30 protein-coding genes are annotated in these 20,188 nt (G+C 66.7%); 21 read left to right on the top strand and 9 right to left on the bottom strand.

The annotated features are described in order from the left end of the window. Window positions 1–200 precede the first annotated feature (200 nt). The 5 genes from ACLGIH_RS20330 to ACLGIH_RS20310 all read left to right on the top strand — a co-directional run bounded on the left by ACLGIH_RS20330 (window position 201) and on the right by ACLGIH_RS20310 (window position 2,227). A complete protein-coding gene (locus ACLGIH_RS20330) occupies window positions 201–377 on the top strand; it encodes a hypothetical protein (protein ID WP_416526680.1) in 177 nt (58 codons plus the stop codon). 8 nt (window positions 378–385) lie between these two features. Next, entirely contained in the window at window positions 386–823 is a 438-nt protein-coding gene (locus tag ACLGIH_RS20325) for an STAS domain-containing protein (RefSeq protein WP_416526679.1), read from the top strand. Window positions 824–1,173: 350 nt separating this feature from the next. Beyond that, window positions 1,174–1,587 carry a hypothetical protein gene (locus ACLGIH_RS20320; protein ID WP_416526678.1) on the top strand — a complete coding sequence of 138 codons (414 nt, stop codon included), beginning with the start codon at window positions 1,174–1,176 and terminating at the stop codon, window positions 1,585–1,587. Continuing rightward, window positions 1,574–1,882: a hypothetical protein gene (locus ACLGIH_RS20315; RefSeq protein WP_416526677.1), complete on the top strand. Its 309-nt coding sequence runs from the start codon at window positions 1,574–1,576 to the stop codon at window positions 1,880–1,882. The genes ACLGIH_RS20320 and ACLGIH_RS20315 overlap by 14 nt, the downstream gene beginning before the upstream one ends. A 9-nt stretch (window positions 1,883–1,891) precedes the next feature. Next, window positions 1,892–2,227, top strand: coding sequence for a hypothetical protein (locus ACLGIH_RS20310; RefSeq protein ID WP_416526676.1), 336 nt, complete (start codon window positions 1,892–1,894; stop codon window positions 2,225–2,227). 77 nt (window positions 2,228–2,304) lie between these two features. Here ACLGIH_RS20310 and ACLGIH_RS20305 read toward each other — a convergent pair whose 3' ends face one another. Beyond that, entirely contained in the window at window positions 2,305–2,517 is a 213-nt protein-coding gene (locus ACLGIH_RS20305; protein WP_416526675.1) for a hypothetical protein, read from the bottom strand. Then, complete coding sequence (locus ACLGIH_RS20300; RefSeq protein ID WP_416526674.1) at window positions 2,514–2,702, bottom strand: hypothetical protein; 189 nt, start codon at window positions 2,700–2,702, stop codon at window positions 2,514–2,516. The genes ACLGIH_RS20305 and ACLGIH_RS20300 overlap by 4 nt, the downstream gene beginning before the upstream one ends. A gap of 198 nt (window positions 2,703–2,900) precedes the next feature. Here ACLGIH_RS20300 and ACLGIH_RS20295 point away from each other — a divergent pair, with 198 nt between their 5' ends. The 5 genes from ACLGIH_RS20295 to ACLGIH_RS20275 all read left to right on the top strand — a co-directional run bounded on the left by ACLGIH_RS20295 (window position 2,901) and on the right by ACLGIH_RS20275 (window position 5,044). Then, window positions 2,901–3,389 carry a hypothetical protein gene (locus tag ACLGIH_RS20295; RefSeq protein WP_416526673.1) on the top strand — a complete coding sequence of 163 codons (489 nt, stop codon included), beginning with the start codon at window positions 2,901–2,903 and terminating at the stop codon, window positions 3,387–3,389. Window positions 3,390–3,576: 187 nt separating this feature from the next. Next, on the top strand, window positions 3,577–3,981 hold the full coding sequence (locus ACLGIH_RS20290) for a hypothetical protein (RefSeq protein WP_416526672.1): 405 nt from the start codon (window positions 3,577–3,579) through the stop codon (window positions 3,979–3,981). Between the two features lie 134 nt (window positions 3,982–4,115). Further along, on the top strand, window positions 4,116–4,442 hold the full coding sequence (locus ACLGIH_RS20285) for a hypothetical protein (protein ID WP_416526671.1): 327 nt from the start codon (window positions 4,116–4,118) through the stop codon (window positions 4,440–4,442). Window positions 4,443–4,509: 67 nt separating this feature from the next. After that, window positions 4,510–4,806, top strand: a complete 297-nt coding sequence (locus ACLGIH_RS20280) for a hypothetical protein (protein WP_416526670.1) — start codon at window positions 4,510–4,512, stop codon at window positions 4,804–4,806. 82 nt (window positions 4,807–4,888) lie between these two features. After that, complete coding sequence (locus ACLGIH_RS20275) at window positions 4,889–5,044, top strand: hypothetical protein (RefSeq protein WP_416526669.1); 156 nt, start codon at window positions 4,889–4,891, stop codon at window positions 5,042–5,044. Between the two features lie 51 nt (window positions 5,045–5,095). On the opposite strand, the gene ACLGIH_RS20270 is transcribed toward ACLGIH_RS20275, so the two are convergent. The 3 genes from ACLGIH_RS20270 to ACLGIH_RS20260 all read right to left on the bottom strand — a co-directional run bounded on the left by ACLGIH_RS20270 (window position 5,096) and on the right by ACLGIH_RS20260 (window position 6,461). Then, complete coding sequence (locus ACLGIH_RS20270) at window positions 5,096–5,329, bottom strand: DUF397 domain-containing protein (protein WP_416526668.1); 234 nt, start codon at window positions 5,327–5,329, stop codon at window positions 5,096–5,098. Further along, window positions 5,322–6,206, bottom strand: coding sequence for a helix-turn-helix domain-containing protein (locus tag ACLGIH_RS20265; RefSeq protein WP_416526667.1), 885 nt, complete (start codon window positions 6,204–6,206; stop codon window positions 5,322–5,324). The genes ACLGIH_RS20270 and ACLGIH_RS20265 overlap by 8 nt, the downstream gene beginning before the upstream one ends. A gap of 123 nt (window positions 6,207–6,329) precedes the next feature. Then, on the bottom strand, window positions 6,330–6,461 hold the full coding sequence (locus tag ACLGIH_RS20260; RefSeq protein ID WP_416526666.1) for a hypothetical protein: 132 nt from the start codon (window positions 6,459–6,461) through the stop codon (window positions 6,330–6,332). Window positions 6,462–6,467: 6 nt separating this feature from the next. On the opposite strand from ACLGIH_RS20260, the gene ACLGIH_RS20255 reads away from it, so the two are divergent. The 7 genes from ACLGIH_RS20255 (at window position 6,468) to fxlM (ending at window position 13,619) form a co-directional block, all read left to right on the top strand. Beyond that, window positions 6,468–6,821: an ATP-binding protein gene (locus ACLGIH_RS20255; RefSeq protein ID WP_416526665.1), complete on the top strand. Its 354-nt coding sequence runs from the start codon at window positions 6,468–6,470 to the stop codon at window positions 6,819–6,821. Further along, window positions 6,818–7,243: a hypothetical protein gene (locus ACLGIH_RS20250; protein ID WP_416526664.1), complete on the top strand. Its 426-nt coding sequence runs from the start codon at window positions 6,818–6,820 to the stop codon at window positions 7,241–7,243. Before ACLGIH_RS20255 ends, ACLGIH_RS20250 begins: the two co-directional genes overlap by 4 nt. 239 nt (window positions 7,244–7,482) lie before the next feature. After that, window positions 7,483–7,740, top strand: a complete 258-nt coding sequence (locus ACLGIH_RS20245; protein WP_416526663.1) for a hypothetical protein — start codon at window positions 7,483–7,485, stop codon at window positions 7,738–7,740. A 290-nt stretch (window positions 7,741–8,030) separates the two neighbouring features. Further along, window positions 8,031–8,192, top strand: coding sequence for an FxLD family lanthipeptide (locus ACLGIH_RS20240; protein WP_416526662.1), 162 nt, complete (start codon window positions 8,031–8,033; stop codon window positions 8,190–8,192). Window positions 8,193–8,262: 70 nt separating this feature from the next. Further along, the gene (locus ACLGIH_RS20235) at window positions 8,263–11,271 is read left to right on the top strand and encodes a lantibiotic dehydratase (RefSeq protein WP_416526661.1); all 3,009 of its coding nucleotides are present in this window, start codon (window positions 8,263–8,265) and stop codon (window positions 11,269–11,271) included. Then, window positions 11,264–12,415, top strand: a complete 1,152-nt coding sequence (locus ACLGIH_RS20230) for a lanthionine synthetase C family protein (protein ID WP_416526660.1) — start codon at window positions 11,264–11,266, stop codon at window positions 12,413–12,415. Before ACLGIH_RS20235 ends, ACLGIH_RS20230 begins: the two co-directional genes overlap by 8 nt. 10 nt (window positions 12,416–12,425) lie before the next feature. Next, window positions 12,426–13,619, top strand: a complete 1,194-nt coding sequence (fxlM, locus tag ACLGIH_RS20225) for a methyltransferase, FxLD system (protein ID WP_416526659.1) — start codon at window positions 12,426–12,428, stop codon at window positions 13,617–13,619. Here the strand turns inward: fxlM and ACLGIH_RS20220 are convergent. The 4 genes from ACLGIH_RS20220 to ACLGIH_RS20205 all read right to left on the bottom strand — a co-directional run bounded on the left by ACLGIH_RS20220 (window position 13,616) and on the right by ACLGIH_RS20205 (window position 15,569). Beyond that, window positions 13,616–13,837: a hypothetical protein gene (locus ACLGIH_RS20220; RefSeq protein WP_416526658.1), complete on the bottom strand. Its 222-nt coding sequence runs from the start codon at window positions 13,835–13,837 to the stop codon at window positions 13,616–13,618. The genes fxlM and ACLGIH_RS20220 overlap by 4 nt on opposite strands. Continuing rightward, window positions 13,801–14,103: a hypothetical protein gene (locus tag ACLGIH_RS20215; RefSeq protein ID WP_416526657.1), complete on the bottom strand. Its 303-nt coding sequence runs from the start codon at window positions 14,101–14,103 to the stop codon at window positions 13,801–13,803. The genes ACLGIH_RS20220 and ACLGIH_RS20215 overlap by 37 nt, the downstream gene beginning before the upstream one ends. A 5-nt stretch (window positions 14,104–14,108) precedes the next feature. Then, window positions 14,109–14,492, bottom strand: coding sequence for a KTSC domain-containing protein (locus ACLGIH_RS20210; RefSeq protein ID WP_416526656.1), 384 nt, complete (start codon window positions 14,490–14,492; stop codon window positions 14,109–14,111). Between the two features lie 66 nt (window positions 14,493–14,558). Then, window positions 14,559–15,569, bottom strand: a complete 1,011-nt coding sequence (locus tag ACLGIH_RS20205; RefSeq protein ID WP_416526655.1) for a tyrosine-type recombinase/integrase — start codon at window positions 15,567–15,569, stop codon at window positions 14,559–14,561. 116 nt (window positions 15,570–15,685) lie between these two features. Here ACLGIH_RS20205 and ACLGIH_RS20200 point away from each other — a divergent pair, with 116 nt between their 5' ends. The 4 genes from ACLGIH_RS20200 (at window position 15,686) to ACLGIH_RS20185 (ending at window position 20,175) form a co-directional block, all read left to right on the top strand. Then, entirely contained in the window at window positions 15,686–17,239 is a 1,554-nt protein-coding gene (locus ACLGIH_RS20200; RefSeq protein ID WP_416526654.1) for a phage terminase large subunit family protein, read from the top strand. Between the two features lie 67 nt (window positions 17,240–17,306). Then, a complete protein-coding gene (locus ACLGIH_RS20195) occupies window positions 17,307–17,702 on the top strand; it encodes a hypothetical protein (RefSeq protein WP_416526653.1) in 396 nt (131 codons plus the stop codon). Between the two features lie 10 nt (window positions 17,703–17,712). Beyond that, entirely contained in the window at window positions 17,713–18,420 is a 708-nt protein-coding gene (locus ACLGIH_RS20190; protein ID WP_416526652.1) for a hypothetical protein, read from the top strand. A 246-nt stretch (window positions 18,421–18,666) separates the two neighbouring features. Further along, window positions 18,667–20,175, top strand: coding sequence for a phage portal protein (locus tag ACLGIH_RS20185; protein ID WP_416529434.1), 1,509 nt, complete (start codon window positions 18,667–18,669; stop codon window positions 20,173–20,175). The last annotated feature ends 13 nt before the right edge of the window (window positions 20,176–20,188 follow it).

Raw genomic sequence — 20,188 nt, 5'->3', positions numbered from 1 at the left:
GAAACGTGAAGTTATGGAGCTAGTTTCGGTTTATGCAAACCGTGGCTAACCCATTTGGGTGGTGGCGTTTTTTATTCATTGCTGCGGTGCAGGCCGGCGGCGGTGCTGGCATATGCCATCTGAGCGTTGTGCGTACGCAGTTGCGTACGCAGGTCTACTCTTCCGCACAGACAGTGGTCACGTTGTGACGGAGTGGATCAATGCCGTTCGACTTGCAGGACAAGGTCGCCGAGGCGGAGCGGCTGGCTCTGCCGTTCATGGCGAGGCCGGTGGACATGCGGTGGTGCCCGGTGCATCCAGCGAAGAAGTACCAGAGGGACTGGACTGGGTTGCTGGTCTGCCCGGACCCGTCGCACCAACCGGACCGTGGCGAGTAGGGGCTGGGATGGACATCGGGGTTTCCCGCGAGGAGCTGGGTCAGGGAGCAGTGCTGGTGCGGACGGACGGCGAGGTGGACGTCTACACGGTGCCCCGCTGGCGGGAGTTCGTGCGGGGCGCGGCGCTGGACAAGCAGGTGCGACATCTGGGTCTGGAGCTGTCCGAAGTGCCGTTCTTCGATTCCACGGCGATCGGGGCACTGGTCGGCTGCTACAAGTCTTTTCAGCGGGCCAGCGAGGGGCGGCCGGCCGTTTTCGCGCTGGTCAACCTGAGCGACAAGGTCGAGGAGGTCATGCGCATCACCGGCCTGGAGCGCGTCTTCGTCATCACCGACTCGGTTGAGGACTTCATGCAGCTCGTGGCGGAGCGCGAGGCGGTGGAGGAGGCGGCCGACCCGGACGTGAAGGAGAGTTGGATGTCTAGTGATGCTCCCGTGAAGGGATAACGGACCGTAATCTCCTTCGCTGAAAATCTCAATATCTGGACACCCATACCGGGCATCCTGGGCATCATCACCGCCTGGCATATGCGCAGAGGGTAGTTTCGTCACCCATTCGAGTGATGCAGCGGGAAATAACCCCGAAACTGCGTGACTCCCACAGGGAGTCATGAGTTGATGTCTGTGCGTGCCCACGGAGCGGGGTCCTGGTCGATCACCCCCTCGGTCGCCAGGGCCCCGCTTGGCACGCGCCTCGGAACGGTCCGGCGCAACCAGTCGACGCACGGCGCTATCCCCCCCAGCGCCCTTTTCTCCTGGTTGCGCCGGGCCTTCGTTTTCCAGGGAAAGGACGCAGCGTGCTGAGCCAAGCCCTACTCGAACTGGAACAGGACATGGACGCGGTCCCTCGCGGTCCGGGTGGCGACCCCATCGCCTTCAACCTCCAGGGCGAGCCGATCACCACCCGGGAGGCCATCGAACTGGCCGAAGACCTCGATCGCTGCACCCTGGTTTGGACCCCGATCAGACTCCCGTCAGGCCGGCCGGCCGTCGTGCGCACGGTTTTTCAGGTCTTCGACGACGAAGCCTCCCGCGGACCGGTCCCGGAGGGACACGTGCCGCAGTTGTACGCCTCGGTGCTGTACACCGCGGGCCCCGAACCTCGTTTCGTGAAGCGGCTGTGGACGTACGGCTCCGAAGCGGAGGCGCGGAGCGGCCACCCGGAAGCCACCGCCGAGTTCCAGTCAGGGCGGGTCCATGTCGACCTGTGAACTGCGCGAGCGGCCCCCGCTCCCCCACCGCCTGGTCGTGCCGGCCGTCCACCCCGGCGACATGGGCCTGGTGCTCACCGTGCATGCCCTGGAGTGGGACGGCGGCTACGGGCACTGGGCGCTGACCCCCGCCAACGGCCTCCGCTACGTCCTGCCCCAGGGCCTGCACGACTGGGCCCGCCAGGTCGACACGGACCTGCGCCGAGGGCTGCTGACCCTGCCTCTAGTGGCCGCCTTCTCCCGGCAGGCCGGCGGCTTGGCGGTCCGGATACTGTCATCCGCGCAGAACGTATAAGGAGAGGTCGTGGCACTGCTGCCCCTGAACGGGACGCTGAGGACGCAGTACCTCAACAAGGTGCGAGGCATGCAGATTTTCAGCGTCGAACGCCCCGTGACGCTGTGGGTCGAAGGCATCTATACGGCGCCCCAGGAGCGGCTCGTGTGGATGGAGTGCTCGCAGGGCACCTGGCGCCTGCCGGCGGAAATGCGGGACTGGGCGGAAGAAGTCGAGAACCGCGCCCGCGCCATCGTGGGCCACGACGACATCTTCCCGTGCAGCATCGTGTTCGCCCCCACTGTGGGTGGCCACTACGAGGTCGAGCTGCGTCCCGAGGGCTACCGGCCGTTTCTCCGTACATAGGAGAAAGCCGCACCCCATGCGCAAAAAGGTGCGGCTTTCGACCTGCGTGGGACCTCGCCAGCCCCGTTCTGCCGGATTCAGTCTGGCACGGGGTCGGCGGGTGCGCAGTCCGCCGTTCGAGGGAGCTGGGCGATATCTTCGGGCTGGTTCGACCAGCGCCAGCGCTGCCCGTCCCAGACGATCATCTGGCCGTGATTGCGGCAGTGGAAAAAGCGGCCGACTTCGGTTTTGAGGTCGGGGGCCATTTCGACGAGGGCGGTGATGACGCACGTGCAGGCTTCCCCGGTCACTCGGCAGCCTCCTTCTGGAAGTCATCGCACATGGCGCGGGCCCAGTGCCAGTAGCCGCAGGTGCAGAACCGCATGGCGTGCAGGTGAGCGTCCTCGCTGTAGACGCACCGAACGAGCATGCCGGCCGGCCAGGGCGCCGGGTGGTAGACCGTCCAGGCCCGCAGCGAGGCACTACAGCAGCGCATGAAACCGCCGCCCATGACGGGCACCGGCGAGAGGCCGGCAGGCCCCACATCTTCGTTGGCCGCGTGGAAATCGCGGCACAGTGAGCAATACCCGTAGTCCATTCGAGTTGCCTCAATTCTGCTGCCGCACTCCGGGCACAGGGCCCGCGGCTCAGGCACGTGAATCATGCTGGAAGGCTAATCGCTGACATGCCGCAAATGGCGGAACCGAAAGCCGTGGACGACCCGCGTCTCTGGGCGATTGCATATCTGAGGTTCTACGTCCAGGACGCCGACCTCAAGAGCCGAAAAAGCCGGCGCCTGCTGGAACGCGACGCCCGGTACATGGCCAGAGCGGTGGGCAACTTCACGCTGTTTCTGATGGATGCCGTCTGGCTCCCGGTGAACTACGGCGTTCACTGGACGGACCCGTGGGTGGAGGTCGATTCCCTCCGCCGGATCAGCCCTCCCCTGCGCGCGGCCTTCGTCCGCAGGGAGCGCTACCGGCGGCTGGGCAGGGGCCTGACGGTGTTTCCGCGGCGCCGACTGCGCAGAACAGCCAGGGACGCCGTCGCCATGCTCTGGCTGGCCTACCAGGCGGAGTGCCCCGACGCCCCCCTGCTTTACGGGTCGGCTCCCGTACTGGAAATGCTGGACCGGTACCGGCTTCGCTTCGGCCATTCGAGTGGCCCCTGCGAAAAGGCGTAACTTGCCGGCACCGGAGACCGTTGCTCAGTACGACGGACGACGGAAAGTCCCCCGCCGTGACGGCGTCGCTCTCCACGGCGAGGTGACGGGGACGGACCTGAGACCGCAGCGAATGGCCCCCTGCTGATGACCTGTTCCTCCTCAGCAGGGGGTCTTGCTGTTCCCCCGACGCCCCGAGGAGCACGCCGTGGATGACGGCGAGTACACCGACGTCTTGCCCGAGGCCGCGTTCCTCGCGGCGCTGAGCACCGACCTGTTCCTCTCCCCGGCCTGCGCAGCCGGCGAGCACGCCGAGTGCTGGCAGGTCGACAGCTTCCGCGGCCGGCCGTGCTGCTGCCCCGACTGCGACCATGTCGACCTACGCGGCGCCCCACCGCCGGCCACTCTGCCGCTGCTGCACCTGGCCGACGACGGCCACCAGAAACCCGGCTACACGTACCACAAGGGCCAGGGCCTGGGCGTGCGCACCGATCTGTACCGGGCGCTCAACCGCGTCCTGGAGCTGCACGTCCACGAGTTGCGCCGGCCGTACCTCACCTACAGGCTCGCGGTCGCTGCGGCCCTCGTCTACGCCCCCCGCCGCGGCGCATGACGGCCATGTGAGTGAGCGACCGAAAACTCCGCCGATCTTTTCCCCGGTTCACTCGAAAGCCGGTCCGTGTCGCGCTGGAACCCAAGGTCGTCCGTTTCAAGATGGCGTCAGCCCCGTTCCGAAAGGACACTCAGATGGCTGACGGCTCCGAAAAGGCGGAGATCGACATCTACACGGAGCGCGCCCACCTCCTGGCCGTGATGGTCGCGCTCTTCGGCGGCGCACTCAGCTACACCGACCCTCTCGCCCCTGGCTGGCCGGTGCTGTACGTCGAGTGCCCCACCGGTCAACTCAGTTGGCACATCCACCCCGACGACCTCTGGCTCTTCCCGAACGTCCCGGTCGTCGAGGACTACCCGTGGGACCGGCACACGACCCGGGTGAAGTACAAGCGGATCAGGTCGCTCGTCCAGCAGCTCCCGAAGCTCACCTACGCCAGGCCCGAATACGGCAACCCCTGAAATTACCCGCCCCGAATTCGACGCCGGCACGGTGGGTGTGGTCCCGCCTGATGTCGAGGTGATCGTCATGCCCCTCGTGCGACGTCCGAACCCGTCGTGGCACGCGTTCCAGGAGGTTCTCCCCGGCACTCCCACCGGATGGCCCAGGAGCAGCCTCGCGGCCGGCTGGCCCTCGGAGCTTCCCGACCCTCGCGGCACGCCAGCCCACACCGCGGCCACCCTCCCCCGGCTGAGCGCCCAGCCCGGCACGAGCCCGGTCCGCGGACGCCCCACCCGCGCCCAGCTCGGCCTCGGCGCCGCGCCCACCGGAGCGCCGGCCATGGGCCACGGCCGCAGCTCGATTTTCATGGCACCCACGTACTGACCCGGAGGTCACCCATGTCCGACGTCCTCAGCGTCCTCGTGTCCGTCAGCGTCCAGCTCGGCGTCGTCCTCGGCCTGTAGCGATGCCGTTCAAGAGCAAGGCCCAGCAGAAGATGGCCTTCGCCAAGGGCAAGCCCTGGGCGGAGGAGTGGGCCGACAAGACGGACCAGTCCAAGCTCCCCGCACGCAAGGGGAAGAAGGCCGCCGGTGGGAAGGCGAAGTCCCAGAGGCGGTCATGACGAAGGCCCCTCGCTCTGAGTCGTGCCAGAGCGAGGGGCCTTCGCCGGTTGTCAGTCGGTGAGGTAGGAGTCGTCCTCCTTCACAGAGGCGATGAACGCCTGGAAGCCGGCGGAGGCGAAGTTCAGCACGGGGCCTCGCTTGTTCTTGGAGTCCCGCACTCGGACCCCGCCGGTGAGCGGCGCTGTCTCCAGGCAGTCTGAACCGCTGCCGCTGCCGGAGTAGGACGACTTGAAGAAATCTTCCTCAGAGACCTGCTGGGTCGCGAGGGCGGCGTGGTCAGCCACGGGACTTCTCTTTCCTGATCGATCGAATCATTTCCAACGACTCCCTCGGACCTTCGGACAGCGTCCGCATAGAGTCGAGGTAGTAGCGCGCTTCCCGGACATCCCGAGGGGTATTCCGCAGAAACATCCCAGTCATCGTGTCGTACACGGCGATGGGGTCCTCACCCTCTCCGTCAAACTCAAGGAGATGCAAGGGGTACACGAGGGTCGCGGGGGCTGTTTCCGGGATGACCCTGTACGCGACCTTATGCTTACGTGCATCTTCGAGCAGCGAGTCCAACTGCTCGACCATGACGCCCTTCCCGCCCACTTCCTGCTGCAAGACGGATTCGCTCACGATCACTTCGAGCGAGGCCGGCCGCGGCCTGTCAAACACAGCGCGTCGGCCGCGGCGAAGGGCCACGGAGCGTTCCAACTGGTCCTGTGCCAGCACCGAGCTGGCCACCGATGCGCTCCAGGCGCGTGCATAGTTCGCCGTTTGCAGCAGGGCCGGGATCGTCCCCACGGCCGAGGTGGTGATACGGGCGGCGGCGTCCTCGAAGGCGATGAACTCGATGAGACTCTCGGGGAACTCGTCAGCAAAGTCGGTCCACCAGGCGCCGGCGATGGCCTTGCCCTCGCTGATCATGGTGGTCAGCTTGGCCCGGGTGACCGGGTCCATCTTGAGGAACTTGCAGATCGTGGCCCACTCGTCGTCCTTCGGCCATGACTTGCCCGTCTCGATCTGCGAGTAACGGTGGTAGGTGGTGCGCCCGATCGCCTTGGCGACGTCGATCTGCTGCACTCGCTTGCCGTTGAGGAGCGTGTTCTTTCGCACGCGCGCCAGCTCCTCGCCGAACCGCTTGCGTGCCCGCAGGGCTGCGGTGTTGACCGCCAAGATCATCCCTCCCTTCTGTCGGCGGGCTTCCGTGCGCAGGGTAGCGCGAAGCCACCCAATCGTGGCACGTCCGGGGCCAATTCGGGCTTCTGGGTTGCGTACGCAGTTACGTACGCAGCACACTCAGTGGCAACGCACCGAACGGGGCTCGTAGCGGTGCGTGTTCGTCTTGCGCGGCTGGCCGATAGCCGCGTGCTGGAGGCTGCCATGCGCACAGATCAGCACCAACAGCAAGATCAGCACCAACAGCACCACGCCTTCGTGGATAGAAGCTCGTTCCCGCGACTGCCGGCTGCGGTTGGTCTGGCGCGGGACTGGGTGAGGAGGGCCTTCACTCAGGCCGGCGGCACCGAGGAGCAGGTGTACACCTGCGCTCTGCTCGTCAGCGAACTCGCCACGAACGCGGTCCAACACGCCACCGGGGAGTGCTTCGAGATCACGGTGTGGCCCTCGGGCGCGGTCGATGTGAGGGATGCATCGTTCAGCAAGCCGGAGCCGAGATTCTCCGGTGAGGGTGATGAGAACGGCCGGGGATTGCAGCTCGTAGCCGGGTTATCCCGGCACGTCGAGCTGATCCCGGTTTCCGACGGGAAAATCATCAGGTTCTGGCCATGAGGGCGACAGACGAGGCCACCGCGAAGCAGGAATTCGACCTGTCGCTCCTGTCCGAGGCAGAGCTAGCCCACGACCCGTACCCTGACCGCCCTCTGCGGCTGACCGTGCTGGGTTACCGGGAGGACGCCCCCGGCGGCACGGTCGCTTCCGTCGAGATCCGTACCACCCCAGAGCAGCTCGGGTTCGTGTTCAGCAAGTACCGCGCACTTCAGCTGACCCTCGCTGACCGGGCTCGTAAGCGGGCACTGGAGGACGCGAACGAGGAGGCCAAGGGGCGCATGCTCCAGGAGGCCAACTCCGGCCTTCCGGTGGCCCCTGACCCATTTGCCAGCTTGCAGCTCCTTGACCGGCTGCGCCGGGGCCTGGAGCAGAAGCTGGGGCCGGTTCCAGAAGACACCCTGCCGGGCGAGATCGAGCCCTAGCCCGGCGGGACCTGCTGCGGCGGTTTCGCAGCGGCAGTGATGCACGGCCCGGCTCCGACCTCCGAAGGAGCATGCGGGCCGGGCCGTGCATCTCAACTCGGCTCGATTCCAGCCCATTCGGGCGCACAAGCGGTGGCGGGAGGTGTTCAGGAAGGCCCTCCCGCCGCCTGAAAGCGGGCCTGGCCGGCGCGCGATGCCCTCCAGTTGGCCGCCGGCCAGGCCCCATCGAGGAGACCAGCATGACCAGCAGGACAGCCAGCAGTGCAGAGGTATGCGCGCTCATCGGCGTCTTCGGCATAGCGGTCTGGACCGGCACGGTCGCCCTGATCGTGCGCGCCGCCGGCCGCCGGCAGTGCTGCCCTCCGTGGTGTCCCTGCCGTGCTGAAGAGGACTACCTGGACTCCGCCTTCGACGGGACTTCCACGTCTCCCTACCCGTCGTACGGGCGGCTCACGATGCCGATTCAGAAGGGTGGTGATTCCGGGGACGAACTTTAAGTCGCACCTAGTGCTGCGTCTGGGCTGGCATTGCGAGTGCTGACTCCCTGGTCGCCACCAGCCCAGGCGCTCACCTGGACGGCAATTCCCTTCGCTAATTCCGGAAGTCATTTGAGCGCTTCCGGAGTTTTGGCATGCCTGCAAATTATCGCCGAATTCAGCATATGCCATTTTCCAATCAGGCCCATTTACCTCTTCCTCTCGGGATGACAGAAGCTCTACTTTTCACCGCGGGAGAGATTCCCTTTCCCGCTCGCCCACTGCGAGACGTCCCACACGGAGGTACTGCCTTGACCCCGCAGAAGATCACCGTCCCGGCCGACGCCGGCCAGCTCGACATCGACGACTGGCAGCTCGACATCACGATCACGGACTCGCCGACCCCCGTACCTGCCGACTGCGGCAGCGGCGACGGATGCGGCAGCTCCTGCGCCTCGGCGTGCGCGAGCTGACTTCTGATCTGAGCTGAAGCCAGTGCGGGGCGGTCACCCGCCTCGCACTGGCATGGCAGAAGGGCAATCCATGAAGACGCGGGCCAAACTCCTGAGCAGCGGCGACGTGCTTCTCGTGCGGGCGGCCGTGCTGCCGCTGAACTCCCAGAACATCCGATGGCCAGTCGAGGACGATCCGGCCGACTGCCGGCGCTGGCTGGAAGAGGTCTGGGCCAACCCCACCTTCTCGGATGCGGCTCGGGCGGCCACGCCTCGACTCGCCAAAGCCGCCGACCGCGTCCTGCAAGGACAGGACGTCTCACCGAAGCAGCTCCGCAAGACGGTGGCCGCCACTGCCAGGTACTTCCTGCGCGCAGCGGGCCGGCCTACGCCCTTCGGCCTGTTCGCCGGTGTGGCCACCGCGGGCCGCGGACCCTGCACCGGAACGATCGGCACAGCGCATACGCCCCTCGCCCGCCCGGACACCCTGTGGCTGGACCACGTTCGCCGCGATCTTGCTGCCCGGCCCGACGTGGTACCGCACCTGTCTTTCCGTGTGGATGACCTGGTGGTGAGGCGCGGTGACGTCCTGGACCGTCCGCTGTCCGGTGGCCGAATGGCCAGCATGCGTGTCCACCGGCCCTTGGCTGCCCTGCTGAAGCTCGCCGCCGACCCCGTCCCAGGGCATGAACTGCTGCTTCACCTAGGCGAGTTGGGCGGCACACCCGGCCAAGCGATGCGTCTTGTCGCTGATGCTCTGGAGGCCGGCGCGCTGGCCAGCAACCTGGCCGCACCCATGACAGAGCCCGACCCCCTCGGGCACATGCTTCGCCTCCTGCTGCCTGTGAAGGCGAACCTGAACCCCGGCACGGTCGGCGTGCTCGATGAGCTAACGGACATTCACCGCCTGTTCGGCGCGCACAACGCCGCCAAGTCCCCCGACGTCGCCAGGAAGCTGCGTCAGACGGCTGCGGACAGGATGACCGGGGTCTGCGACGAAGGCCGGACGCGGCTCAGCGTCGATCTGCGGCTGGACGCCACGGTGCGCGTGCCCCCGCCCGTCCTGGAGGAAGCCGAACGCGCCGGAGAAGCGCTGCTTCGCCTGACCAGGAACCTGCGGGAACGGCCAGTGTGGTCCACGTACCACGAGATTTTCTGGGAGCGGTACGGCGCCGGCAGTCTCGTGCCGATCCGGGAGGCCGCCGACCTGGCTGCCGGAGCCAGCCTGCCGGCGGACTTCCCCATGTCCCTGCTTACGGAGCCTCCCGTCAGTGTTCTTCCGCGCGATGAACTGCTCATGCGCAAGGCGTGGCAGACCGCCATACACGAGGCCCAGGAGATCCGGCTCACGGACGCCGACCTCGACGAGCTGTGCACCGCCGACCTGGACGAAGTGCCGGTCGTGCCACACATGGAGATGGCCGTACGCGTCCACGCCGCCACGGCCGCGGCCGTGGACGAGGGCGACTTCACCCTGACCGTGCGTCCCGCGTGGAGCACCGGCGTGTACTCCGGGCGTTTCGCTGTCACCCTCGACGACAGCGGGATGGGCGCGGCCTACAGGAAGCTGCCCACCCTGGTCGACGGTGCTCTCCCGGCCCAGCTCTCCTTCGTCCCGCCCCACCCGCACGCCGAAAATATCGCGCGCACACCGCAGTTCCTGCCGTACGTCATCCCTGTGGGCGAGCACTGGGAGGACGCGGATCACGTGATCCCGCTCGATGACCTCGCCGTGCTGTCCACCAGCCGGCGGATGCACCTGGTGAGTCTGTCGCGCCGGCGTGTGGTGGAACCCGTCGTGCTTCACCCGCTCGCGCTGGAAAAGCAAGCCCCTCCCCTGGCCCGGTTCATTGCTCTGCTCGCCCGCAGCTTCGCCGGCGCCTGGACCCGTTTCGACTGGGGACCGCTTGCCGTGGGGATGCCCTACCTGCCGCGGGTTCGCTACGGCAAGGCCATCCTGTCCTGCGCCCGCTGGCGCGTGACCGCCAAGGATCTGCCCGACAGCAGCTTCGGCCCCGCCTGGCACGACGCCTTGACCAGGTGGGCCGCCAACTGGAAGTGCCCCCACCGGGTCGAGCTGTTCTCCGACGACCGGTACCTGCGTCTCGACCTGGCCGAACCTGTTCACGCGCGGCTGCTGCACGCCCACCTCAAACGTCACGGGGATGCGGAGCTGATAGAGGTCCCCGAAGACCACGAGCTGGGCTGGATCGGGCACGCGCACGAGATCACCCTGCCCATGACATCTGCGCGCTCTCCACTGCCGCACCCGGACATCGCGATGGCGCCGGTCGTGCGCAACGAGATGCTGCCGCCCCCGGGCGCCGCCCAGTGGGCGCAGGCCAAGCTCTTCACGCACCCCACCGTGATGGACGAGATCCTCACCCGTCGGCTCCCCGAGCTGCTCGACACACTCGGTGGGCGTGACTGCTGGTTCATCCGCTACCACACCTCGCAGGAACATGATCATCTCAGGCTGCGCATCGCCGCGCAGAACGCTGCGTCGTACGCCGAGGTGCTCCAGGCCCTGACCGAGTGGACCGAGCAGCTCCAGCGTGCCGGCCTTGTCTCCCGGCTCGTCATCGACGGCTACCGGCCCGAGTTCGGCCGCTACGGCACCGGGCCGGTACTCGAAGCCGCCGAGGCCGTATTCGTCGCGGACAGCGACATGACACGTCACCTCCTCGCCGACATCCCCAAGGCAGACCGCAACGTCCTGTGCGCACTCGGCATGATCGACATGGCGCGCGGACTGCTGGGAGAAGAGGAAGGCGTGCGCTGGCTGGCCACCACCGCCGCCGACGCATCCGGCCGGCAGGAGATCACCCGGGCCGTCCTGGACGAGATCCGTGCAGGCGCCCTCGGCCGGTGCACAGGCTGGACGGACCGGATCGTCAACGCGCGGGAACGCCGCAGCAAGGCGCTGGACGCGTACCGCATGCAGCTCGGCGGCCGGCCGCTCGATTCCGTGCTGGAATCGCTGCTGCACATGCACCACAACCGGCTCATGGGGCCCGACAGGGAGACAGAGGCAGCATGCCGTCATGCGGCACGGCAGGCGTGCCGGTCCCTGCTCGCCCGGAGGGCGACCAATGACTGACGTCCTCCACGACTTAGGGCGCGGTCTGCCCGGCTCCGTCCTGTACCAAGGGCTGCTCGCCCAGGGAAGCGGTCGGTGGCAGGCCGCGCACCGTGCGGCACGCGCGATGGCCGCGAAGGCGCCCACGGGACACCACGAGAGCGCCGGCCTGTACTACGGGGCCCCCGCCGTGGCGTTCGCCCTGCATTCGGCTGGGCACCCCGCCTACCGGTCCGCGCTCGAAGCTCTGGACGAGGCCCTGACCATGCTGGTGGCCCAGCGCCTGTCGACGGCCGAACAGCGCATGGACGACGGCCGGCCGCCATGCATGCGTGAGTACGACCTGATCAGCGGCCTGACTGGATTCGGTGCGTATTTCCTGCACCGCGATTCGAGCACCGAGTCACTGCACGGCGTCCTGCGGTATCTGGTCCGGCTGCTCCAGGAGCGGGTCAAAGTCGACGGCCGCGAGCTGCCAGGCTGGTGGACCTCCGACAGCCCCACCAGCCACCCTGACGATGCCTGGCCGACCGGGCACGGGAACTTCGGGATGGCTCATGGGGTCGCCGGCCCCATTGCCCTTCTCGCCCTGGCGAGCCGAGCGGGGCACACCGTGCCCGGCCAGCTTGAGGCCCTGACGGCGTCCTGCGGGCTCCTGGAGCAATGGGCTCACCCAACGCCGGCGGGGAGCGCGGCCTGGCCCGAGACGGTTTCTGTGGACAGGTGGCTGGCAGGTCCCGTGCCTCAGTTCCGGGCGGGCAGGCCCTCATGGTGCTACGGCACGCCAGGCATCGCCCGAGCCCTACAACTGGCCGCGATTGCCTGCGGCAGGGAGGACAGCCGTCTCCGGGCAGAAAGCCTCCTGACCGCGTGCTTGCGTGACCCCGACCAACTCGCACGCATCACCGATCCCACGGTCTGCCACGGCTGGGCCGGCCTGTGCCTCGCTGCGGACCGAGCGGCTGCCGACACCGACTCCGACAGCCCTCTACGCCGTACGCTGCCGCGTCTTCGGGCCCGGTTCACGGCCCACCTGGCGCACAATCCGCTTCCCGAAGGCGCCGGGCTGCTCACGGGCGCCGACGGTGTGCTCCTGACCATCCACACCCTCAATCCCTCCCATCCCGTTGCATCAGGGTGGGAGACGTGCCTCCTTCTGCACTGAAAGGAACCCTGTGAACGACACACCCACCCTGGACGAACGGCGCAACCGACTCGTCGACCAGATCACGGCCGGCCGCGCTCTGCCGGCGGCGGTCGAGCGGGCCATGCGCACTGTCCGGCGCGATCAGCACCTTCCGGGCCTCGACCCGTCGAAGGCGTACACCGACGAGGCGGTGAGCATCAAGGACAACCCCAGCGGTCCGCTGCCGCTGTCGCTCGCGTCCGTGCCGTCCATCGTCGCGATGATGCTCGCGCAGCTCGACGCACAGCCTGGCGACCGGGTCCTGGAGGTCGGTGCCGGCACCGGCTACAACGCCGCACTCCTGGCCGAGATCGTCGGCGAGGCCGGCGAGGTCACCACCGTGGATATCGACCCGGATGTGGCTCTACACGCGCGGACCGCGCTGAACAACACCGGCTACGAGCGTGTGACGGTCATCGAGCGAGACGGTCTGAAGGGGGCTCCGGAAAACGCTCCGTATGACCGGATGATCGCCACCGTCGGTCTCTGGGACATCCCCCACGCCTGGTGGGAGCAGCTCGCTGACGGCGGCCAGCTCGTGTTGCCGTTCCGCTGGCGCGGACAGACGCGCTCCGTCGCCATGACCCGCCGCGGCGACACCTTCGTCTCCGAAGGAATGGAGCTGTGTGGCTTCGTGCCCATCATCGGCCAGGACGGGGAGCGCACCACCGAACTCGCCGACGGGACGATCCGGCTGCACTACGACCAGGACCAGAAGGTCGACGGTGGCCTTCTCGCCGACGTCTTCTCGACATCGCTCGTCGAGGTGTGGTCGGAGGCCCGGGTCGGCAGCGAGGAGCCGTTCGACGGGGTCTGGCTGCGGGCCACCGTCACCGACGACCGCGTGTGCCGGCTGGAGGTCACCAAGGAGGCCCTGGAGGCGGGAGTGCGCCGGCCCGCGATTCCGGTGCGGACCCCTGCGCTCGTCGCCGACGAATCGCTGACCTACATGATCCTCCAGCGGGAGGACGCCGATGCGGAGCGGCCCTGGCGTCTGGGCGCTGCCGGCTACGGGCCGGACGGTGCCGACCTGGCCCGCAAGCTCGTGGCTCACATCGACGCCTGGAGCACCGACAGGGACGCCGTGCCGACCATGACCGTCTGCCAGGCCGGCGCCGCGCGTGACAGCGTCGAGGGGCATGTCATCGCGAAGAACGAGACGGACATCGCGCTGACCTATTAAGCGTCGATCATTCGCTCCCTGACGGCCTGGAGAGTGGCGAGTGCCATGTCCCACTCTCCGAGGTCGTCAGGGAGGTGCTCGGCGGGGTTCTCGGCCACGCGCATGCCATAGGCCCAGACCGAGATGCTGTACTCCCGCGCGGCGTCCGGGGTCATCTTGGCGATGCGCCGGCGGGCGTCGGTCAGGTACGGGTTGGGGGTGTCTCGGCGGGCGAACACGGCGTCTCCGGGGTGTGGCGGCGGTAGTTGGGCAGCAGATTGCCCTCTGAGCTGAGCACGGCCGCAGGGCGGGCGCTGAGGGCCTGGGCGAGGGCCTGGTGCTCGTCGTCGGCGCGGGAGGTCCAGCGGCCGACCACGAGGCCGCGGGTGCCGAGGCGGAAGACGGTGGCGGGCTCGGCCCGCCGGTAGGGGGGTTCCGTCTCCTGGTAGTAGGTCGTGTAGCGGCGGGGCCAGTCGCGCCGGCAGCGGGTGGTGGTGATGAGCATGAGCGTCACCAGGCCGCCGGGCTGTAGGGCTTGTTGTTGAAGTGGGTGTTGATCAGCCGGCCGGGCGAAGGGGCACGGCGGAAACGATCCCATTCACGACGGGAGACGTTGTAGTACTCGTAGCCGACGCCGTCGCGGTAGAGGCCGGAGCCGATCTTTTCGCCTCGGAACCTGACGAACATGGTCCGGGACCGGTAGTCGTAGCCGGCGGCCATGGTCCGCGGCCGGGGCGGGTTCGAGGTGTTCGTGGGCCGCTCGGTGAGCAGGGCCTGGTCGTCGCCCAGGTGGAAGGCGCGTACGAGCGCGGCGAACTTGCGGGGCCCAAGCTGCTCGCGGCTGCTGAGAATGTATTCGCGGATTTCGTCGTCACTGAATCCGTGCAGAGGCATGGAAAACCCTCCCGTCCGAGGCCGGTGCTTCGACCGTAGGCAGGGAGGGTTTTCTGCGGATATTCGTCAGGCGGCCAGGCGCCAGAATCCGCGTTCCTGTGCAGGGTTGCGGATTTCACGGACGAAGGTGTCGCGGGCGAAGGCGTCGTACCGGTGGTGGTCCCGGAGATTCTGGTGCCCGTAGAACGTCATGGTGGTCTCCAGCGCCAGGCCCTTGAGGGTGCGCGCGAAAGTGATCGACGTCTTGCGCATCAGATGGTGGTGGAAGTCGTCGGGCCGGACGCCGGTGTATCCGCGGATTTCCTTGATGATGTGGTCCACGCCCTGGGGTGTGAGCCCCTTGCCCAGCTTCGCGGAGGGGCGGTGGCCGGTGAGCAGGATCGGCCCCTCGGTGCGGCCGTTGAGCAGGGTCGTGATCGCCTCGTGCACAGGGAGCGGCAGGTTGATCGTCTGCCAGTAGCGGCCCTTGACGCGCCAGAAGCGCAACGTGGGGCCGAACGCGTTCTCCCCCAGGTTCTCGGCCAGGCTGAGGATGCTCTCCTCCTTACGCTGCCCGCAGCCGAGGCCCAGGCCGACCACCACGGCGTCGCGGGCCGACTTCTCCCGCACCTTGGTCCACAGGTCGCGGGCCTCCCACTCGGTGAGGTGGTCGATCTTGTCGGGCTTGGGGACGTGGATGATCAGGCCCGTGCAGGGGTTGGCCGGCAGGCGGAGGCCGTTGGCGATGGCGTAGTCATAGAAGTCGCGAAGGACGTCGAGCCGGTGCTGACGCGAGGCCGGCGCGTACGGGAGGTACTTGCACTCGTGCCAGCAGGGGCCCGGGTGGTCGGGGTGCTGCTCGCTGGCCAGGTAGGCGAGGTAGCGGCTGACATGGGGCTGTGTCGGGTGCGCGGGGTCGGCGCCGAACTTGCGCATGAACGCGAGGAAGAAGTCGATCTCTTTGCGGTAGCGGTCCGCGGTCTCCTGGCTCTTCAGCGCCTTCAGCTCGCGGTAGGCGTCGGCGATCTGGTCGATGGTGCGCTCGGCAAGCCGGTCGGCGTTGAGGGCGCTCAGGTCGAAGAAGTCCGCGGTGGTCATGGCCGCACCGTAGGGCGTTACTTGGTGTTAGGTCGCAAGTATCGAGACCAAGTAACGCAGCTCACAGCAGCAGGAGCATTATCTGTCCATATTTGCACCGCTTTAGCTTCGCCGGCATGGGGACCACGCCGCTCGACGCCACCGATCACGAGCTGACCCTGGGCATGCCCGAGGAGCCCGAGCCGGCGTCCAAGGACAGCAGCGACCCCGCCCTCATCGCGGACATCATCGACAAGATCATCCTTGTCATCGACGAACTGTCCGGCCACCCCCTGCGCCCCTACCAGCTCCCCCTCGCCCGGCGCATCCTGGAGTCCCTCATCACCGAGGACTCCGCCAAGATCACCGCGTTGTGGTCCCGGCAGTCCGGCAAAAGCGAGACGGTCGCCGACACGGTATGCGGGGCGGCGATCATGCTGCCGCGCCTCGCCAAGCTCTTCCCGACCCTGCTCGGCAAGTTCCGCGAGGGCCTTTGGATCGGCGTCTTCGCCCCGACGGACGAGATGTCGGAGACCCTGTTCTCCCGGATCGTCGGCCGGCTCACGTCCGAGCGCGCCCAGGAGCTGCTCGCCGACCCCGAGATCGACGAAAAACTCATCACCCGCGGAAAGCTGCTGCGGTTCAAGCGCTGCGGGTCCATCATCCGCAAGCAGACCGCGCACCCGAAGGCCCAGATCGAAGGCCAGACCTACCACCTAGTGGTGGTCGACGAGGCCCAGGCCGCGGACGAGAAGGTGCTCAACAAGTCGATCGCACCGATGCTTTCGAGCACCGCGGGGACTCTGTGCCTCACCGGCACCCCCACCTACAACAAAAATTCCTTCTACGAGCAGATCCAGAAGAACCGGCGGGAAGCCACCCGCAAAGGTAGAAAGAACGACCACTTCCAGGTGGACTGGAAGGAGGTCGCCAAGCACGTCCCGCGGTACAAGAAATTCGTCCAGTCCGAGATGGACCGGCTCGGCGAAGAGTCCGACGAATTCAAACTGAGCTACCGTCTCATCTGGCTGCTCGACAAGGGCATGCTGGTCACCAGTGACCGATTCGACTCACTCGGCGACGTTTCCATGCGCGTGGTCCAGGAATGGCACCGCTCCCCCGTCGTCGTAGGAATCGACCCCGCGAGGAAAACAGACTCTACCGTCGTCACCGTTTGCTGGGTGAACTGGGACTATCCAGATGAGTACGGGTACTTCGAGCACCGCGTGCTCAACTGGCTGGACCTCACCGGACTCGACTGGGAAACCCAGTACTACCGGATTGTGGATTTCCTCAATCACTACAACGTCTTCGCCATTGGCATCGACTCCGGCGGACTGGGGGACGTCGTCGCCAGCCGCCTGCGCGTCCTGATGCCGTACGCCCAGATCGTCGACCTGAAGAGCGACCGCACGAACCAAACCAAGCGGTGGGCGCACATGATGGACCTCATGTCCAAGGGGCTCGTCATCTGGCCGGCACACGCGAAGACCCGGCAGACCAAGAACTGGCGGAAGTTTAGGCAGCAGATGGAAGACGCGGAGCTGACCTACCAGGGTCCGCACATCATCGTCGCTGCCCCCGAGGTTGACGCTGCCCACGACGACTACGTGGATTCCCTCGCGAACGCCCTCTTCCTCACGGCGGATATCGCGCTCCCCGAAGCCGAGATGCACAACAGCCCCTGGTAGGCATTAACGGCACGAAAAAAGGCGTGCTTAGCGTCCTTGGTGAGACGTCTCAAATTGGAGGCCCACCATGGCGCAGAGCCCTCTCGCCCCGGACCCGCACTTCCAGGAAAGCGCCGACCGCTTCTACGAGCGGAAGACCGCGAACAACCCCTCTCGCCGAGGCCCCCTGCGCTTCCAGGAGGGTGTGGCCAGCGACAGCGACATCCCGAACGAATTCAGCACCGGAGTCATGCAGGGCTACCGCACCCCGCCCGGCCGCTCGAACCACAACCTCCCCGTGTGGCAGAAGTCGGCCGAGGAGACCATGCGCGAGCGCGCCCATGTCGGCAGCGCCTCGTGGCCCGAGGCCCCGACTTTCATCTCTGCCATGGCGGAGGGTGCCTCGGAGCCCGAGCTGAAGTACTCGAACGTCAACCGCGGCGAGGGCCGCCACCAGCGCCGGAACTACGCACGGGTGGACTGAGGACTACCCCGTGACCAACCCCGGCCAGTCCACTCCGTGGGCGAAGATCCCCGTTCCCAGCGAAGGCAAGGTCCCGGATGTCCCCGTGGACCTTGCCGCCGTTGCCGACGCAATCGACACGGTCCTCAAGAACGTCATCGGCGGCAGCACCGCCCCGACCGGGCCGCTCCAGCCCAGTGTGATCGACGCGTCCGCATCCATCGGCTCACTCAACACGACCCAGTCCAAGCAGCAGGCGCAGATCACCACGCTGCAAGGACAGGTCTCCGCGCTCAGCGTCGCGCCGTGGGCCAAGTCCACGTCGCGCACCTCGGCCTGGAGCATGCCCGGCACTACCAAGTCAGCCACGACGATCCACTCGTACCAAGTGCCCAGCTTCTCCCAGCGCCGACTGCTGATCGTCTTTGCCAGCGTCATCCTCGGCTGGTCAGTGGCCTCCGTCAGCACTGCCGTACGGACGCGCCTCATGGTCCGTGCCGACGGAGGCACCGCCTACGTGTCGCGGAACTGGGGCGTCGAGAACGGAAACGACCAGGCTCACCATCTCTTTTTCTTGGAAACCGTCGAGGCCGGCGACTCCGTCAACGTCGCCCTGGCCGCAGACGTCTACGGCGCTTCGGTGTCCAACGCGAATGTCTACACGCAGTCGATGGACCCGCGCCTCTACCTCATCGCACTGCCCTGGACCGGGTCGACAGTCCCCTACCTGCCCATCTGACCCAGTCCATAGCGCCTGAGAGGAGGTGATGCCATGTCGATCGCCTTTGTATCCCCCAGCATGCGAGCATCCGCGAGTGACCTGACCGTGTCGGTCAGCCCGCTCGGCCTGGTGGAGCTGGCGGACGAGTTACCGAGGAATTCGAGGTCCACGGTCCCCGCCTGACCCGCTACGCCAACCACTGGTCTTGGTACCTGGGCTATCACTTAGCACTGGGCCTACAAGCGTGAGGCCGGCGAGCCCAACATCACCATCAACTATGTTGGCGCCCTCAGCCGATACATCACCAACTTCACCTTCGGCCGCGGTGTCCATTTCCAGGCAGAGAAGAAATACGAGCACATCGTCCCGGCATTGCTTGACCGCGCCTGGAACATCGACAACGACAAGAAGTCACTGCTGTGGCAGATGGGCGAGAACGGCGGCGTATCCGGCGACTGCTTCGTGAAGGTGGCCTACGAGCCGGCCTGGACCGATCCCGCCGGCAACGTGCACGCCGGCCGGGTGCGCATCCTGCCGATGAACAGCGCCCAGGTATTCCCGGAGTACCACCCACACGACCGCGATCGTTTGCTCCGCGTAAAGGTCAAGTACAAATTCTGGGGCACCTCCCTAGAGGGAACCCGTGCCGTATACACCTACACGGAGATCATCACCGACGAGTTTATTGAGGAGTACGTCAATGACGAACTCCTCGACGCTCGGGAGAATCCCCTCGGACAGATCCCGGTCGTTCACATCCGTAACATCTCCGTATCCGGCTCCCCCTGGGGCCTGGCCGACATCGTTGACGTTATCCCGCTGAATCGCGAATTCAACGAGAAGGCCACCGAGATCTCGGACATCGTCAACTACCACTCGGCCCCGGTCACCATCATCACCGGCGCCAAGGCGAGCAACTTGGAGAAGGGCCCGCGCAAAATCTGGGGCGGGCTCCCGAAAGACGCGTCGGTCTTTAACCTGGAGAACGGTGTCGATCTGAGTGGTCCCCTCGCCTACCTGGACCTGGTCAAGCGCAGCATGCACGAGCTGACCGGCGTCCCGGAGTCGGCCCTGGGCCAGGCCCAGGCGATCTCCAATACCTCGGGTGTCGCACTGTCCATCCAGTTCTTCCCGCTGATGCAGCGGTACTCGCTCAAGCAGACCAACTACACCGATGGACTACGCCGGATCAACGAACTGATTCTGCGCACGCTGTTCCTGTACGAGCCGGAGACCCGAATCTACAACCCGGCCACCCAAGGAATCCGGACCTCGGAGGAACAGCCTCTCGTTATCGACCCGCGGGACCCGACCGTCTACGACACCACGTGTGATTGGCCGCCGCCGCTTCCGGTCGACGAGTTGGTCAAGCTCAACGAGGTGCAGGCGAAGTTGGCATTGGGGTTGGAGTCCAAGCGCGGAGCCCTGCGAGACCTCGGCGAGGTGTTCGTCGACGAGAAGATGCAGGAGATTTTCGACGAGCGCCTGGCCGAAGCCAAGGAAGACGGCGCACTCGAATTTATCAAGGCGCAAATTGCCTCGGCTATCTTGCGCTCAACGGGATTGCCGCCAACCGGCGTGGAAAGCCCGCCCCCGGCTCCCGCGAACGGGTCCTCCAAGGACACCGGTAAATCGGGAGCTACAAGCGCCGGGCCCCTGCCGGGTCTCCCCGGCACAGGCCGCGGCCAGGACATCGAATCAGTCCTGAGTGAACTCGTGACGCTCTCCAAGGGCACGAAACTCGCCCAGCGGAGGAATCCGGAAAACGACTGAACCGTCCGCCTCT

Source organism: Streptomyces hamibioticus (assembly GCF_047946815.1).
In the GTDB taxonomy this organism is placed as follows: Bacteria; Actinomycetota; Actinomycetes; order Streptomycetales; family Streptomycetaceae; genus Streptomyces.
The sequence above is the reverse complement of the archived record's forward strand: the minus strand, read 5'-3'. Positions and strand labels throughout refer to the sequence as shown.

Coding starts and splice junctions, on each gene's coding strand:
- ACLGIH_RS20200 (WP_416526654.1), top strand. CDS start 15,686: ATGGGGACCACGCCGCTCGACGCCACCGATCACGAGCTGACCCTGGGC.
- ACLGIH_RS20230 (WP_416526660.1), top strand. CDS start 11,264: ATGACTGACGTCCTCCACGACTTAGGGCGCGGTCTGCCCGGCTCCGTC.
- ACLGIH_RS20245 (WP_416526663.1), top strand. CDS start 7,483: ATGACCAGCAGGACAGCCAGCAGTGCAGAGGTATGCGCGCTCATCGGC.
- ACLGIH_RS20285 (WP_416526671.1), top strand. CDS start 4,116: ATGGCTGACGGCTCCGAAAAGGCGGAGATCGACATCTACACGGAGCGC.
- ACLGIH_RS20300 (WP_416526674.1), bottom strand. CDS start 2,702: ATGCGCTGCTGTAGTGCCTCGCTGCGGGCCTGGACGGTCTACCACCCG.
- ACLGIH_RS20195 (WP_416526653.1), top strand. CDS start 17,307: ATGGCGCAGAGCCCTCTCGCCCCGGACCCGCACTTCCAGGAAAGCGCC.
- ACLGIH_RS20315 (WP_416526677.1), top strand. CDS start 1,574: ATGTCGACCTGTGAACTGCGCGAGCGGCCCCCGCTCCCCCACCGCCTG.
- ACLGIH_RS20275 (WP_416526669.1), top strand. CDS start 4,889: ATGCCGTTCAAGAGCAAGGCCCAGCAGAAGATGGCCTTCGCCAAGGGC.
- ACLGIH_RS20250 (WP_416526664.1), top strand. CDS start 6,818: ATGAGGGCGACAGACGAGGCCACCGCGAAGCAGGAATTCGACCTGTCG.
- ACLGIH_RS20205 (WP_416526655.1), bottom strand. CDS start 15,569: ATGACCACCGCGGACTTCTTCGACCTGAGCGCCCTCAACGCCGACCGG.
- ACLGIH_RS20325 (WP_416526679.1), top strand. CDS start 386: ATGGACATCGGGGTTTCCCGCGAGGAGCTGGGTCAGGGAGCAGTGCTG.
- ACLGIH_RS20210 (WP_416526656.1), bottom strand. CDS start 14,492: ATGCCTCTGCACGGATTCAGTGACGACGAAATCCGCGAATACATTCTC.
- ACLGIH_RS20280 (WP_416526670.1), top strand. CDS start 4,510: ATGCCCCTCGTGCGACGTCCGAACCCGTCGTGGCACGCGTTCCAGGAG.
- ACLGIH_RS20295 (WP_416526673.1), top strand. CDS start 2,901: ATGGCGGAACCGAAAGCCGTGGACGACCCGCGTCTCTGGGCGATTGCA.
- ACLGIH_RS20215 (WP_416526657.1), bottom strand. CDS start 14,103: ATGCTCATCACCACCACCCGCTGCCGGCGCGACTGGCCCCGCCGCTAC.
- ACLGIH_RS20330 (WP_416526680.1), top strand. CDS start 201: ATGCCGTTCGACTTGCAGGACAAGGTCGCCGAGGCGGAGCGGCTGGCT.
- ACLGIH_RS20235 (WP_416526661.1), top strand. CDS start 8,263: ATGAAGACGCGGGCCAAACTCCTGAGCAGCGGCGACGTGCTTCTCGTG.